Below are 12,287 nucleotides of genomic sequence, written 5' to 3'. Positions count from 1 at the left end.
GGGGTGCCGCCGGCGGCTTCGACGCTGACAGACTTCGCCCCATGCGGACCGAACTCACCGACACCACGTCCAGCAAGATCGACCGGGCGTTGCTCGCCGCCCGACGGGCCATCGGCAGCCCCACCATGGGCCTCGTCCTGACGCTCGTCATCGCCACCGACGAGGAGAACGCGTACGACGCCGTCCGCGCGGCCTCGGAGGCCTCGCGCGAACACCCGTGCCGCATCATCGCGGTGATCAAGCGCACCTCGCGCGGGCCCCACAAGCTCCGCCAGACCCGCCTGGACGCCGAGCTGCGGGTCGGTTCGGACGCCGGGAGCGGGGAGATCGTGCTGCTGCGCCTGCACGGTGCGCTCACCGAGCAGGCGGGTTCGGTGGTCCTCCCGCTGCTGGTGCCCGACGCGCCGGTGGTGGCGTGGTGGCCGGCCGACGCCCCCGCCGACCCGGCTCGGGATCCGCTGGGCGCGCTCGCGCAGCGCCGGATCACGGACGCCGAGGCCGCCGCCGACCCGGTGGCCGTACTGGACGAGCGGGGTGCCACGTACGCCCCCGGGGACACAGACCTCGCGTGGACCCGGCTGACGCCGTGGCGGGCGCTGCTGGCCGCCGCGATGGACCAGAAGCCGCTGCCGGTGACGGGCGGGGCAGTGGAGAGCGAGGCCGACAACCCGAGCGCCGAGCTGCTGGCCCGCTGGCTGGAGGACCGGCTGGGAGCGCCGGTGGAGCGGATCAGCACGGACGGGCCGGTGATCACGCGGGTCCGGCTGGAGGGCCCGGCGGGCACGATCACGGTGGACCGCCCCGACGGGGCGCAGGCCACGCTGGTCCTGCCGGGCAGCCCCGACCGCAAGGTGGCCCTGAAGATCCGCAGCAAGGCCGAGCTCCTCGCGGAGGAGCTCCGGCGCCTCGACGCGGACGAGACCTACGCGTCGGCGTTGCGCAAGCGGCCGGCCCAGGCGTCGCTCTCCGCGTAGTGGTTGTCGTACGTGGGCTGGCTGTCGATGATGTCCTGGACGGTGGCCTCGCCCGCGCGGACCCGGCCGAGGAGCCGGTAGTAGTCGAAGCGCCCCATGCCAGGCGTGAAGCCGACGAAGACGCTCGCCGTGTGCCCCGGGGAGGGCGCGAACGCGTGCTTCACGCCCGCCGGGACCGACAGGAAGTCGCCGGCGGTGAGGGTCCTGACCTCGTCGCCGACCAGAACGTCGAGCCGCCCGGCGGTGACGTGGAAGAACTCGGTCGCCTTGGTGTGGAAGTGGACGGGGGCGCCGGCCGCGCCCTCGTCGAAGGTGGCGGTGTTGCAGGTGAGTTCGGCGGTGTCGGTCAGCAGGGTGATGACGCTACCGGGGCCGTCGGTGATGGTCTCGGCGGTGGCGGCGCGGGTCAGGATCTCGTTCGTCATGACCACTAATCTACGCAGTCATGTGACCGGTGGCAGGGGCCAATTTGAGCCTGGAATTCCCGGTCAATCTCCGGCCGTTCGCTTCATTTGCCGCTCTTGGCGGCCTTGGCCGCGGCCTTCATCTCCTGCTTGTGCGCCCGTACCTTCGCCAGGGACTCCGGCCCGGTGATGTCGGCCGCCGAGCGGTAGACGTCGGCCTGTCCGTAGCCGCCGGCCGCCTCGCGCCAGCCCTTGGGGCGCACGCCGAGCTGCTTGCCGAGCAGGGCCAGGAAGATCTGGGCCTTCTGCTCGCCGAACCCGGGCAGCTCCTTGAGCCGCTTCAGCAGCTCGTCGCCGGTCGGCACGCCGCGCCAGACGGCCTCCGCGTCCCCGTCGTAGTGCTCCACCAGGTACGCGCACAGCTGCTGCACCCGCTTCGCCATCGACCCGGGGTAGCGGTGCACGGCCGGCTTCTCGGAGAGCAGCGCGGCGAAGGCCTCGGGGTCGGCGGCGGCGATGGCGTGCGCGTCCAGATCGTCCGCGTCCATCCGCCGGGCGATCGTGTACGGCCCGGAGAACGCCCACTCCATCGGCACCTGCTGGTCGAGCAGCATGCCGACGAGGGCGGCGAGCGGGCTGCGGCCGAGGAGCTCGTCGGCCTCCGGCTGCTGGGCCAGCCGCATCGTGATGTCCATGGCTCCAGCGTCCCGCGTGGCCGCGTTCCCCGCGCGGTCGCCGCACCGCGGACCTAGCGTGAGAACCGCGCAAAATGGACGAAACGACACAGGAGTCGATCGATCATGGCTGAGTTCCCGGAAGGCGCTCCGTGCTGGGCGGACGCGATGTTCAAGGACGTGGAGGGCGCCAAAGCCTTCTACTCCGACGTGCTGGGCTGGACCTTCGGCGAGGCGTCCAGCGAGTACGGCAACTACACGCAGGCGTACTCCGACGGCAAGGCCGTGGCGGCCGTCGTCCCGCCGATGCCGGGCGCCGAGGCCCCGTCGCAGTGGTGCCTGTACCTCGCCTCGCCCGATGCGGCGGCCACCGCGGAGAAGATCAAGGCGGCCGGCGGCGAGCTGATGATGGAGCCGATGCAGGTCGGCACCTTCGGCACGATGCTGATCGCGAAGGAACCGAGCGGTGCGGTGTTCGGCGTCTGGCAGCCGGGCGAACACAAGGGCTTCGAGAAGACCGGGGAGCCGGGCGCGTACGCGTGGGCGGAGGTCTTCACCCGTGACCCGGCCAAGGCGGACGACTTCCTCCCGAAGGTCTTCCCTTACGGCGTCCAGAAGATGGAGCCCGGCGACGACCCCGAGATGGCCGGCATGGACTTCAAGATCTACAGCGTCGGCGGCACGGGGAACCCGGTCCTCGGCCGGATGAGCATGGGCGCCGAGTTCCCGCCCGAGATCCCCCCGTACGTCCAGGTCTACTTCTCGGTCCCGGACTGTGACGAGGCCGTGGCCAAGGCCAAGAAGCACGGCGGCGCGCTCCACTTCGGCCCGATGGACAGCCCCTTCGGCCGGTTCGCCGCGCTGACGGACCAGCAGGGTGCGGCGTTCGCCGTCATCGACATGTCGAACACGACGGGCGACATGCCGCAGATGTCGGACGCGTAGCCGTCCCTCCGGGGCGGGGCCGGCCCACGCGGCGGCCCCGCTCCTACGCGTAGAGCGGCAGGCCCCCGGTGGACACGGTCCACTCGCCGATGGTGACGTCCTCGCCGTACACGAAGTCCTTGCGCGTCGCGTAGCGCGGCCCGGCGGGAGTCCGGTGGATGTCCGACAGGACGGCGCCCGTCCCGGTGCGCGGGTCGAAGACGGCATAGACCGGGATGCCGAGCAGCGGGTAGTCCCGCATCTTCCCGACCCAGTCGTTGTCCGGGTTGGAGCGGGAGACGACCTCGACGGCCGCGATGAGGGTGCGGGGGTCGAAGGAACCCTGGCCCTCCATGTCCGCTTCGGCGATCAGCATGATGTCCGGCAACCGCAGAATGCCTTGGAGCTCGTCCTCCACGTCCGGGGCCCCGGTGTGGGCCACCAGCTCGTCCGGCATCACCTTCTCCAGGCGCTTCCGTAGGCGCAGCGAGGTGAGTTCGTGAGGGCTGGACGGAGCCAGCATGTCGTGGACGATGCCTTCCTTGGTGATCTCGAACTTGCCGGGAACCGTGTCGTCCAGCGACTGCACGGCATCCCGCATGGCCGGATACCAGTGGACTTCCCGCTGAACGTCGTCCGGAGTGATGGCCATGGAGCTCACTCCCCGTCTGTGCCCTGTGGCCCAGGTCCGAGTCATCGCTTTCATGCTAGGTCGCCCCTCCGGGGTGCGTCCGGCAGCCTTTGCAGGTGCCGGGGGTCGGGGCACGGAAGGCGCGGTCGCATGTCTCGCAGGTCTGGAAGGGGTCCGGCGGGACGAAGGGGTCTCTGTGGGGCGGCGGTGCCAGGAGGGGCGGGAGCTGGACCGTCAGGCGATGGGCGATCAGGCCCGCCGGGTTGCGGGGGTGGTCCGGGAGGTTCGCGGTGAGGGCGCTGGTCACCGCTTGATGGGTCGCGCCGCGTTCCAGCCAGGCCTCGACGCCGCCCGCGAGGCGTTGGACGTCCCGGGCTCCGAGCAGCAGGCGGGGGTCGGCCCGGCGCAGCTCGGCCAGCAGTTCCTCGGCCAGCTGCCGGCGGGCCGGGTTGTCGGCGTTGCGCGGCGCCGGTACCTCCGGCGGTTTCGGGGTGCCCAGTGCCTCCGGCGGTTTCGGGGTGCTCGGGGGCGTCCGGGTTTGCTGCGCAGGTCCGGCCCCCGGCCCCGGATCCGGTGCAGCCTCCGGCTCGGGCCCGGCCTCCGGACACGATGCGGCCTCCGGCTCCGGTCCCGGCCCGGGGTACGGCTCGGGTCCCAGCTCCGGTCCCGGTCCGGCGTCTGGCCCCGGGGCGGGCTCGGCCTCCGGTCCCGGCCCGGGGTACGGCTCCGGCTCGGGTCCCGGCCCGGGGTACGGCTCGGGCTCCGGCTCGGGCCCGGCCTCCGGTCCCGGATCCGGCCCGGCCTCCGGTCCCGGCCCGGGGTACGGCTCGGGCTCGGGTCCCGGTCCGGCGTCTGGTCCCGGACCAGCCTTCGGCTCGGGGCCCGGCTTGGGCTCGGGTTCTGGGCCTGGCCCGGTCTCCGGGGCGGGCCCAGACGCCGGGTCGGGCCGGGGGATGGGGTCCGGTCGGGTGACGGTCTTCGGGGCGTTGCAGAACACCGTTCGGGTGACGATCCGCCCATCGGGGAGCTTCTCCTGGAGCCGCCGCAGGTACCCGTACGCCTCCAGCTCGCCCAGCGCCTTGCCGATCGCCTTCTCCCCGAGGGGCAGCTGCTTGGCCAGGGCTTTGATGCCGACCGGGGTGCCGCGCGGCACCGACTGGATGTACGTACCGAGGGCCCGCGCAGCCATCGACAGGTGCGGGTGCCGGATCAGGTCGTTGCTGACGACCGTGAAATTGCGGGTCTGCCGCACGTTGGCGTGTTGAACGCCGTACGTGGCGCGCGAGGGCGCGTTAGAGTGCTGGAAAGCCACCGGGAAGTTCGATCCTTCTCGTGGTCAGGCCCTCGTCGGGATTGCGAGTCCCGGCGGGGGCTGCCTTGTGTCTGGAGTTGTCGCGGCGAGCATATGCCAGGCAACTGCCGTGAAACCCAGCTGAGTTAGGGCAATTCACCCGTGTGAGTGAGTGTCGCTCGGGGGAGGCTGGAGGGGCAGGGCTGGGTTCTTTCTCTTGGTTCCTTCAAAGACAAAGGTCGTGCCGCGCCGGGTCGCACCCGGGCGCGACCCGCCTGCGCGAGCGGCCCGCACGCATGTCCACGACTTTGTCCAAAGCTGTCGGGACTGTCCCAACGCGAGTGACGGGTAAGGCGCGTTGAGGAGGTGGGCGCGCATGGGCGTGGACAGTGACGGTACGGAAGAACACAGCTGGTCCGTGGACCCCGAGGACGAACAGGGCGCGGCGGTGGTCGCGGCACTCGGCCGTCAAATGCGGGCGCGGCGCGAGGCGATGGGACTACGGGTCGCCGACCTGGCGGCGGCGATCCAGTACGGCGAGGCCCTGGTCTACAAGGTCGAGGGCGGCAAGCGGATCGCCAAGCCGGAGTACTTGGACAAGGTGGACGACGCGTTGAGGGCCGGCGGCCTGATCCGGGCCATGCGGGAGGACTTGTCGCGGGTCCGGTACCCGAAAAAGGTCCGGGACTTGGCCAGGATGGAGGCCCTGGCTGTCGAAGTCGCGGGTTACAGCATCCACCACGTGCATGGCTTGCTTCAGACCGAGGCCTGCGCGCGGGCGATGTTCGAGATGCGCCAGCCCGCCTACTCGGTGGACGAGGTGGAGCGGTTCGTGGCCGCACGCCAGGCCCGGTGGTCGATCTTCAATCGCACTCCGGCACCCACCCTCAGTTTCGTGCACGAGGAGAGCACGCTGCGCCGCCCGATCGGAGGCACAATGGTGTGGCGTCAGCAGCTCGAACGACTGCTGGAAGTAAGCGAGTTGCGCAATGTGTCGTTCCAGGTCATGCCGCTTGACCGCGAGGTGCACGCAGGTATGGACGGCGGGATCGATGTGCTGAAGTTCGGGGATGGAACGGCAGTGGGGCGCTCCGAAGGTGCCTTCAATGGGCGTCCGGTCTCTGACGCGAAGCGGCTTCGGATCCTTGAGCTGCGCTATGGAATGATCCGAGCCCAGGCTCTCTCGCCACGGGAGTCCCGGGCTTTTATCGAGCACTTGCTGGGAGATACGTGATGCGCGACTTGGCCTGGTTCAAGAGCAGTTACAGCGACGGTAGTGAAGGCGACTCCTGCGTCGAGGTGGCGTGGTTCAAGAGCAGCTACAGCGGCGGTTCCGAAGGCGACTCTTGCATCGAGGTGGCGGCCAGCCCGACGGCCGTGCGCGTCCGGGATTCCAAGGTCCTCGACGGGCCCCAGCTCGCCCTGACCCCCCAGGCTTGGGCCGGTTTCGTCTCGTACGCCTGCGAGGCCTAGCGGCCCGGCTTTCGCCCCTGGGGAATGCGGAGGATCGTGGGGGGTGGAAGGGAGGCGCGTCATGCGCAAGGTCATGGACTGCAGGGAGTACCCCAGCGAGATCGGGTGCACCCTGACCATCACGGGTGAGGAAGACGAAGTCATGGGGGCGGCCGTCCAGCACGGCGTCTCCGTGCACGGAGAAGAGGACACCCAGGAGTTCCGCGACGCACTGCGCGGCATGCTGAAGCCGGAGGTACCCCAGCACGCCTGACGCACGACAACAACCGCAGAGGCGAGCCGCACGAGTGGTTCCGGGTCGCGGATGCGATGGGTCGGACGCGGGCCGGGACAGGGATGTCTACGGTCGATCTTGTGCGGTTCCCCCGGACCGTGCGAGGTCACTACCGAAGAGGTCGAGCAACCCCATGAGCCTCAGCATCCGCAACCAGATCGCCGGTACCGTCACCGCCGTCACCACGGGCGAGGCCATGGCCACGGTCAAGGTCCGTCTGGAGGGCGGTCAGGACATCACCGCCGCCATCACCACCGACGCCGTCAAGGACCTCGGCCTCGCCGAGGGCTCCTCGGTCAAGGCGCTCGTCAAGGCCACGGAGGTGGCGCTGGCCACCGGCGCCGTCGACGGCATCAGCATCCGCAACCAGCTCGCCGGCACCGTCTCCGACGTCGCCACCGGGGGTGCCATGGCCTCCGTCAAGGTGGACGTGAACGGCGGCGGGCTGACCGCCGCCATCACCAAGGACGCCGTCGAGGCGCTCGGCCTGGCCGCCGGGTCGTCCGTCGTCGCGCTGATCAAGTCCACCGAGATCTCGCTCGCGACCGCCTGAGCCGAGGCCCCCTAGAGCCCGAGGTTCGGCGGCGACAGCGAGCCGAACCACACGTGCGTGACGGCGCTGACGTAGCGCGCCCCGCACCGGTCCGACGGGACCACCAGCTGTGCGCCCGCCTCGTCGAGGTCCTCACCGTCGAGGCGGGTGGCCAGCAGCATCGGGCTGTCCCCGAAGTCCGCGTCGAGCTCGGCCCAGGACACGACGGTGTGGTGCCCGTCCCCGCCGCTGACCGCCAGCAGGAAGCGGCTGCGGTCCTTGCGCCGGCGCGCGTCGAAGGAGGGTCCGGCGTCCGCGACCACGTCGCGCAGCAGGGCCCCCTCGAACACGTGGCGCTGCGGCCCGTTCGTCGCGCAGTCGAACGTGACCTCGGCCCGGTGCTGTACCCAGTCCCGCAGGTCCGCGACGCTCAGGGTCGCCGGGTGGTCCAGATCTCCGTGCAGCATGAGTTTGGCCATGTGCGGATGATGCCCGAGGTCCGTCATTCCGGAACCTCATCTGCAAGGTTAATAGGTTGATGCAACCCGCAGATGTGGCTTCATCGTGCGCTCTGCCCTTGCAGGTTCCGCAAGCGCTGGTTCACCTTCCGCCATACGATGTCGCGTGTCACCGGCAGTTCCGTGAACCGCACGCCCGTCGCGTCCCGCAGGGCGTTCGCGAACGCCGGGGCCACCGGGTTGAAGGGACTCTCGGACATGGACTTGGCGCCCAGCGGCCCGATCGCGTCCGAGGTCTCCATGAAGTGCACCTCCGTACGCGGGACGTCCGCGTACTGCGGGAGCCGGTAGCGGCGGAAGGCGGCCGTGGTCACCTCCCCGCGCTCGTCCACCCGTACCGTCTCGAACAGCGTCGCGCCCAGCGCCTGGGCCACGCCGCCCTCCACTTGGCCGCGGCACTGCATCGGGTTCATGACCTTGCCCGCGTCCGCCGCGTGCACACTGCGCAGGATCTTCATCTCGCCGGTGTTCGGGTCGACCGCCAGCCGGAACCACTGCGCGTTGAAGGCGACCGAGCGCGGGGAGCCGCCCCAGTGGCCGTCCGCCGCGATCTCGTCGAGCTTGCCCTTGTCGTACGCGGCCTCGTACAGCTCCTTGAGCGTGACGATCCGGCCCGCGCAGTCGAAAGCCTCGGCCGACAGCTTGCACAGGTGCCGGGCCACGCCCGTGTGCCGGGCGGCGAAGGTCTGGAGGCGCTCCGCGAGGGAGCCCGCCGCCAGCAGCACCGCCTTGCCCGCCACCACCGTGCCGGCCGAGCCGAACGCGCCGGTGTCGTGGCGGACCACGTCCGTGTCCGACTGGCGGACCGCGATCCGGTCAACGGTGGTGTTTAGCGCGCCGGCGGTGATCTGCTTGTGGACGGTGGTGGTGCCGTTGCCGAACTCGGCGGTGCCGACCGCGATGTCGTACGTGCCGTCGCGCAGCACGAGGTCTTCGCCCAGTACCGCGGCGGGCGGCGGCGCCACGGCGATGCCGCCCGCGCCGCGGGCCGGGAACTGGCCGCCCTCCTCGAAGCCGAGGGCCCGGCCGCGGATCCGGTGGCGCTGGAGGAGGCGCTGGCCGGGGCCGGGCTCCCGGCGGGAGGTCCGTACCGGGTGCTCGCGGCGACGGACGGCGACGCCCTGGCCGAGGCGCTGGCCCACCTGGAGGACGTCCCGTACGCGGTGGGCCGCTCGGTCGCGGTCCTGTACGAGGACCAGGACGCGGCGCTCGACGTCCCGGGCCGGCTCCGCTCGGTCTGGCCGCTGCTTAAGGCGTGCGGCGGCCCGGACGCGGACCTCCGGCTCGGCGCGGGTGCGCGGGCTCCGGGTGCTGAGGGGCTACGCGCGTCGATGCACCAGGCACGCTTCGCCCTGACGGCGACGGACGAGAGCGCTCCGGTGCGGGCGGTGGAACAACTGGACACCCTGGCGGCCCTGTTGGCGGGGGTCCCGGAAGAGGTCCGGTCGGTCTACGCGGTACGGACGCTCGGGGCGCTCGGGGACGGGATGCTGCGCGAGACGCTGGAGGTGTTCCTCGCCAACAACTGCTCCTGGACGCGCACGGCGGAGGCCCTGCACCTGCACGTGAACACGGTGCACTACCGGATCGAGCGCGTGGAGTCCCTGACGGGCCGCGACCTGTCCCGGCTGGAGCACAAGCTGGACCTGTACGCGGCGCTGCGCTGCGGGTAACGGTTCATCAGGGGCGGTCGACGTAGACCTCGGTGGACTTCACCCGCGCGGTGACGCACACCCCGACCGCGATCCCGAGCTCCTCGACCGACTCCCGCGTCACCACGGACACCACCCGGTGAGGGCCCGACTGGATCTCCACCTGGGCCGCCACCTCATCGAGCCGCACTGCCGTGACGATCCCGATGAACGAGTTCCGTACGGAGGTCGCCGTGCCGTCCCCCGCCGGGGGCTGTGGCTGCGGCACCCCGGCCCGCTCCTTGGCGAAGGCGGCCAGTACCGCCCCGTCGACGGAACGGGATCCGTCGGTCGTGCGGCGGGCGGGCAGGCGCCCCCCGTCAGCCCAGCGGCGGACGGTTTCGGGGCTCACGCCCAGCAGGCCCGCAGCCTGCCCGATCGAGTACGACGACACGCCCGCACCCTACTGCTGCCCGGCGGCCCGGGCCTTGGCCTGGACGGCGGCGACGTAGCGGACGGTGAAGAGCATCGGGACGACGAACCCGGCGGCCTGGACGAGCGTGGCGGACGTCGAGTGGCCGTGGCCGGCGTGGGCGAGGGCCGTGAGCGCGCCGGCGGTGACCGCGAAGGCCGCCGTCCACACGGCGGTGATGACGACGTTGCTCCGGACGAACGGACGCAGGCCCCACACCTCGCGCGGGGTGGTGCGCTTGGCGATGCCCAGGGTGAACGGCTTGCCGACGAGCAGCGAACCCCCGGCGATGAGGGCCAGGGTGGCCGAGGAGAGGGCCGCCGAGTAGTCGTGCACGCCCGAGTGCGGGTCTGTGAAGGCGACGACCGTCAGGGCCGCGAAGAAGACCGCCGAGCCGAGCTCGATGATCAGCGCGTCGTACCCGGCCCCGGCCAGGCGCTGCTGGGCGGCCACCGCGACCGCCGCGACGAGACCGGCGAGCGCGCCCCACTGCCACTGTGCGGACGGAAGCACCGCGAAGACGATCCACGGAAGGAAGGTGCGTACGTACGACATCGGAGACCCCCGGGCCTTGGCTTGGCTGTTGACGTTCCTGTTCTGACATGTCGAAAGTAGATGTTCCAGTACTGACATGTCAAGACTGGAATGTAAGGTGAGGGGCATGAGCCTTCGACACGCCCTCCTCGGACTCCTGTCAGAGCGCCCGGCCAGCGGTTACGACCTGCTCAAGCGCTTCGAAACCTCGCTGGCCAACGTCTGGCCCGCCACCCAGAGCCAGATGTACACAGAGCTGTCCAAGCTCGCCGACGCCCAAATGATCAGCGTCTCGGCGGAAGGCCCGCGCGGCCGCAAGGAGTACACCCTCACCGACGAGGGCCTGGCGGAACTGCGCCACTGGCTGACCGAGACCAAGCCCCAGCGCAACACCCGTAGCGACATCCTGCTGAGGGTCTTCTTCCTCGGCGTGCTCACTCCCGAGCAGGCGCGGGGCTACCTCACCGAGCTGGCGGAGCTGTCCGAGCAGGAGTACGAGGACCTGCGCCGGCTCGACGCATCCATCGACTGGGGCGACGACACCCTGTCGGTCCACGGCAGGATCGCCCTGGAGTACGGCCTGCGCTTCAACGCGATGCGCCGCGAATGGGCGCAATGGGCCGCGGCCCAGATCCGCTGACGCGGCCGCTGTCCTCGACGCCGCGCGCCCGGTCGGCGTCCGGACCCTGATCAGGCCTTGCGCCAGACGCCGAGCAGGTCTTCGGGTCCGTACGCCGCCTGGAGCCCGGAACAGGTGGTCCCGTTGCGCGAGACCGCCACGAGCGGTACCGGCTCGTCGGTGATGGCGGCCCGGTGCTTCTGCAGCGCTGCCAGGTCGTGGCTGTCGAACGAAGAGTTCTCCAGCCACTTGACCGAACCGAGGAAGATCAGCTCCTTGGCCACCGGCTGCCGGTCGGCGCCGACCAAGTCGATTTCGACGTCATTGCTACGGGTCCAGTACCCGCCGATCGCGGGGGCGGCGGGCAGGAGCCCGTCCGGTAGGAGGCGGGCGAGGGATTCCCGGACGAGGGGTTCGATCGCACGCCCCCGCCAACTCGTCCACTGCTCCTGGATCCGGCTCAGCGTGAGGTCTCCCCGCATCCGCTCGATCTCCGCCATGTGCGGATCCAGAAACGCGAGCCAGAACCGGAGGTAGGGATCGGCCACGCGGTAGCGGCGTTCCTTCGACGGCCTCAGCGAGAGGGGTAGCTCGGCTGCCACCACCCGTTTCCCGGTCAGGACATCAGTGGCTCGGGTGAGAGTGGTGTGGGCGATACCGCCCGCCGCGGATCACCTCGGAGAGGGTGATCCCTTCGAAGGAGAGGCGGATGCGGGCGAGAGAGACGACCGCTTCAAGGGAAGCTCGATCCGGGTCGTAGGTGGCCGTGAAGGAGTCCCCGTCGCGGCGCAACGTGATGGCCAACTCCTGCCAGGCACCGCCCTGGCACAGGCGGAGCGATGCGACGCGAAGGCGCGTGAGGGACTGATCTGTCATGCCGAAAGCTCCGTCCGCTGCCAGGTCCGCGCAAGGGCGTCTCGGTGGTCTTCGTTGTGGCCGTGCTGCCGGGTGCAGGGCAGGCGGTCGGCGAACGTGTCGTTGGTGTCGGGTCGGCCGAAGAGCCTGTCGCCGGTCAGGGGGTCGCGGTCGGGGCGGCACTCAAGGCATTGAGAGCCGGCGAGGCCTGTGCGCAGCGGGCTGGGCTCGTCGATGGGGCGCTCATTGACGATCTTCCTCATTTGCTCGGGGATGATCTCTCGGAGCGCATCGATCGCGGCCTGTGGGTCGTGGGCTTGTTGGCAGATGGCGGTCAGATCTTTAGCCACCCTCGCGATGATCAGTTCCCCGATCGGGGTGATCTGGCCGTTCCATGTGACGAGGGTGTCTGGAGGGAGCGCGTCGAGGGCGACGTCGATGTCGGTCATGCGGTGATCGGTCTCCTCTTTCGAGGGGGGAG

Annotated in this window: 17 protein-coding genes and 2 pseudogenes; 8 read left to right on the top strand and 11 right to left on the bottom strand. The window is 70.6% G+C overall.

Annotated features, from left to right (window positions below; all coding sequences use genetic code 11):
• Nucleotides 1-41 precede the first annotated feature (41 nt).
• Nucleotides 42-974, top strand: coding sequence for a glucose-6-phosphate dehydrogenase assembly protein OpcA (gene opcA / locus OHA65_RS18555; protein WP_327284208.1), 933 nt, complete (start codon nt 42-44; stop codon nt 972-974).
• On the opposite strand, the gene OHA65_RS18550 is transcribed toward opcA, so the two are convergent.
• Together OHA65_RS18550 and OHA65_RS18545 are read right to left on the bottom strand one after the other, a co-directional pair.
• Nucleotides 923-1,399, bottom strand: a complete 477-nt coding sequence (locus tag OHA65_RS18550) for a cupin domain-containing protein (protein ID WP_327284207.1) — start codon at nt 1,397-1,399, stop codon at nt 923-925. The two genes, opcA and OHA65_RS18550, sit on opposite strands and share 52 nt — an antisense overlap.
• Nucleotides 1,400-1,482: 83 nt before the next feature.
• On the bottom strand, nt 1,483-2,073 hold the full coding sequence (locus OHA65_RS18545; RefSeq protein WP_327284206.1) for an HhH-GPD-type base excision DNA repair protein: 591 nt from the start codon (nt 2,071-2,073) through the stop codon (nt 1,483-1,485).
• 105 nt (nt 2,074-2,178) lie between these two features.
• Between OHA65_RS18545 and OHA65_RS18540 the strand changes: the two genes are divergently transcribed.
• Nucleotides 2,179-2,997 carry a VOC family protein gene (locus tag OHA65_RS18540; protein WP_327284205.1) on the top strand — a complete coding sequence of 273 codons (819 nt, stop codon included), beginning with the start codon at nt 2,179-2,181 and terminating at the stop codon, nt 2,995-2,997.
• Nucleotides 2,998-3,040: 43 nt separating this feature from the next.
• Here the strand turns inward: OHA65_RS18540 and OHA65_RS18535 are convergent, their stop codons facing one another.
• On the bottom strand, nt 3,041-3,628 hold the full coding sequence (locus OHA65_RS18535) for a Uma2 family endonuclease (protein WP_327284204.1): 588 nt from the start codon (nt 3,626-3,628) through the stop codon (nt 3,041-3,043).
• A gap of 55 nt (nt 3,629-3,683) precedes the next feature.
• Complete coding sequence (locus tag OHA65_RS18530; RefSeq protein WP_328763184.1) at nt 3,684-4,919, bottom strand: hypothetical protein; 1,236 nt, start codon at nt 4,917-4,919, stop codon at nt 3,684-3,686.
• Nucleotides 4,920-5,274: 355 nt separating this feature from the next.
• On the opposite strand from OHA65_RS18530, the gene OHA65_RS18525 reads away from it, so the two are divergent.
• From OHA65_RS18525 to OHA65_RS18510, 4 genes are all read left to right on the top strand, one after another.
• The gene (locus tag OHA65_RS18525) at nt 5,275-6,132 is read left to right on the top strand and encodes a Scr1 family TA system antitoxin-like transcriptional regulator (protein ID WP_328763183.1); all 858 of its coding nucleotides are present in this window, start codon (nt 5,275-5,277) and stop codon (nt 6,130-6,132) included.
• Entirely contained in the window at nt 6,132-6,371 is a 240-nt protein-coding gene (locus tag OHA65_RS18520) for a DUF397 domain-containing protein (RefSeq protein ID WP_328763182.1), read from the top strand. Before OHA65_RS18525 ends, OHA65_RS18520 begins: the two co-directional genes overlap by 1 nt.
• A 61-nt stretch (nt 6,372-6,432) precedes the next feature.
• Nucleotides 6,433-6,624, top strand: coding sequence for a DUF1059 domain-containing protein (locus OHA65_RS18515; RefSeq protein ID WP_328763181.1), 192 nt, complete (start codon nt 6,433-6,435; stop codon nt 6,622-6,624).
• A 154-nt stretch (nt 6,625-6,778) separates the two neighbouring features.
• A complete protein-coding gene (locus tag OHA65_RS18510) occupies nt 6,779-7,198 on the top strand; it encodes a TOBE domain-containing protein (protein WP_327284199.1) in 420 nt (139 codons plus the stop codon).
• 11 nt (nt 7,199-7,209) lie between these two features.
• Here OHA65_RS18510 and OHA65_RS18505 read toward each other — a convergent pair whose 3' ends face one another.
• Together OHA65_RS18505 and OHA65_RS18500 are read right to left on the bottom strand one after the other, a co-directional pair.
• Nucleotides 7,210-7,656, bottom strand: a complete 447-nt coding sequence (locus tag OHA65_RS18505) for a molybdopterin-dependent oxidoreductase (RefSeq protein ID WP_328763180.1) — start codon at nt 7,654-7,656, stop codon at nt 7,210-7,212.
• 80 nt (nt 7,657-7,736) lie between these two features.
• Nucleotides 7,737-8,618, bottom strand: a pseudogene (locus OHA65_RS18500) (xanthine dehydrogenase family protein molybdopterin-binding subunit); the annotation flags it as partial.
• Here OHA65_RS18500 and OHA65_RS18495 point away from each other — a divergent pair.
• Nucleotides 8,550-9,368: a helix-turn-helix domain-containing protein gene (locus OHA65_RS18495; protein WP_328763179.1), complete on the top strand. Its 819-nt coding sequence runs from the start codon at nt 8,550-8,552 to the stop codon at nt 9,366-9,368. The pseudogene OHA65_RS18500 and the gene OHA65_RS18495 sit on opposite strands and share 69 nt — an antisense overlap.
• A 7-nt stretch (nt 9,369-9,375) precedes the next feature.
• On the opposite strand, the gene OHA65_RS18490 is transcribed toward OHA65_RS18495, so the two are convergent.
• Nucleotides 9,376-9,780 carry a helix-turn-helix transcriptional regulator gene (locus OHA65_RS18490; RefSeq protein ID WP_327284194.1) on the bottom strand — a complete coding sequence of 135 codons (405 nt, stop codon included), beginning with the start codon at nt 9,778-9,780 and terminating at the stop codon, nt 9,376-9,378.
• A gap of 9 nt (nt 9,781-9,789) precedes the next feature.
• Nucleotides 9,790-10,353 carry a hypothetical protein gene (locus OHA65_RS18485; protein WP_327284193.1) on the bottom strand — a complete coding sequence of 188 codons (564 nt, stop codon included), beginning with the start codon at nt 10,351-10,353 and terminating at the stop codon, nt 9,790-9,792.
• 106 nt (nt 10,354-10,459) lie between these two features.
• On the opposite strand from OHA65_RS18485, the gene OHA65_RS18480 reads away from it, so the two are divergent.
• Nucleotides 10,460-10,972 carry a PadR family transcriptional regulator gene (locus OHA65_RS18480; protein WP_327284192.1) on the top strand — a complete coding sequence of 171 codons (513 nt, stop codon included), beginning with the start codon at nt 10,460-10,462 and terminating at the stop codon, nt 10,970-10,972.
• Nucleotides 10,973-11,022: 50 nt separating this feature from the next.
• Here the strand turns inward: OHA65_RS18480 and OHA65_RS18475 are convergent.
• The 3 genes and pseudogenes from OHA65_RS18475 to OHA65_RS18465 form a co-directional block, all read right to left on the bottom strand.
• Nucleotides 11,023-11,619 (bottom strand): annotated as a pseudogene (locus OHA65_RS18475) (DUF234 domain-containing protein); the annotation flags it as partial.
• Nucleotides 11,576-11,827: a hypothetical protein gene (locus OHA65_RS18470; protein ID WP_328763178.1), complete on the bottom strand. Its 252-nt coding sequence runs from the start codon at nt 11,825-11,827 to the stop codon at nt 11,576-11,578. The pseudogene OHA65_RS18475 and the gene OHA65_RS18470, both read right to left, overlap by 44 nt.
• A complete protein-coding gene (locus OHA65_RS18465; protein WP_328763177.1) occupies nt 11,824-12,255 on the bottom strand; it encodes a hypothetical protein in 432 nt (143 codons plus the stop codon). The genes OHA65_RS18470 and OHA65_RS18465 overlap by 4 nt, the downstream gene beginning before the upstream one ends.
• Between the last annotated feature and the right edge of the window lie 32 nt (nt 12,256-12,287).

The organism is Streptomyces sp. NBC_00045 (assembly GCF_045041095.1).
GTDB lineage: Bacteria > Actinomycetota > Actinomycetes > Streptomycetales > Streptomycetaceae > Streptomyces.
Note: the sequence above shows the minus strand (reverse complement) of the source record. Positions and strands in the feature narration are given on the sequence as shown.